Raw genomic sequence first — 899 nt, forward strand, 5'->3', positions numbered from 1 at the left:
GAACGCATGGGGGAGGGTAATACAATACCCTCAATATGCTGTGGATGCCACGACTGGCGTATAATAGCTTTGTTGCCGCCCGTAGTTTCTATTGAATCAGGGTTTTACTATTCATAATTGTTTCTTTTGTATGTATCAAATCATGGCTCCAAGAAATTAAATCTTTATCAAGCCAATTTATTCCTTCAATCATTTCATTTTCGTAATTTATCAATGCTGGCAAATTCCAAGAAATTGGTTCGTGATGAAATATTCTGTTTCTTAGCTTTCGTATTCCATTGAACTTTTTGCTCATTGTTTTCCGTTTTCTAATTTTTTTCGGACAGTTTGGGAAAGCAAACCTGATATTTTTCCAGAGCGAATATTCAAATTTTGAATCCAAGAGGGAAGTCCAGAACCCAAATGAAAGTTCGGATATTATTTTTCCGGTTGATATTTCTTTTTTCTCTCTTAATATTGCGTTTCTGGCTTCGGTGATTTTATCAATCTGAAAACGTGTTACTATTTTTATGAATTCTGGATTTTCAAACCAGTTTTTATCATTGAATCTTCTCTCTAATTGATTGTGGATATTATTTCTCAATCCGATTTCCAATATTGAAAGAAGAGGATAGAAGGCCTCAGAAATCTTAATGTTTGATTTGTAGTGTTCAACGGCATTTTCAAAATTACCATTATGGTGTTTCACGTATGGTTCAAGTCTTTCTTCTGAAAAAATCCGCTCAATTGCATTTCTATCCATTTATTCTTATCTTTGTATTGTCGTCCCGGTCATTCCTCTCCCAGTCCTTATGCTGGTGATGAAGCCGGGTTTTTTGTTTTTATACCTTTCTGTTAATTATTTCAAAATTAATATTTTTCTCTATGTGTTCATTTTTTCCTTACTATGGGCGGCAACG

1 protein-coding gene is annotated in these 899 nt (G+C 34.1%); it reads right to left on the reverse strand.

Annotated features, from left to right (window positions below):
• Positions 1-88 precede the first annotated feature (88 nt).
• Positions 89-742 carry an Abi family protein gene (locus OQ5_RS0105275; protein WP_016776483.1) on the reverse strand — a complete coding sequence of 218 codons (654 nt, stop codon included), beginning with the start codon at positions 740-742 and terminating at the stop codon, positions 89-91.
• Positions 743-899 lie beyond the last annotated feature (157 nt).

Source organism: Anaerophaga thermohalophila str. Valhall (genome assembly GCF_000250735.1).
GTDB classification, from domain to species: domain Bacteria; phylum Bacteroidota; class Bacteroidia; order Bacteroidales; family Marinilabiliaceae; genus Anaerophaga; species Anaerophaga thermohalophila_A.

Bases quoted from the DNA above. Each gene is read 5' to 3' on its own strand.
- OQ5_RS0105275 (WP_016776483.1), bottom strand. From the start codon at position 742: ATGGATAGAAATGCAATTGAGCGGATTTTTTCAGAAGAAAGACTTGAA.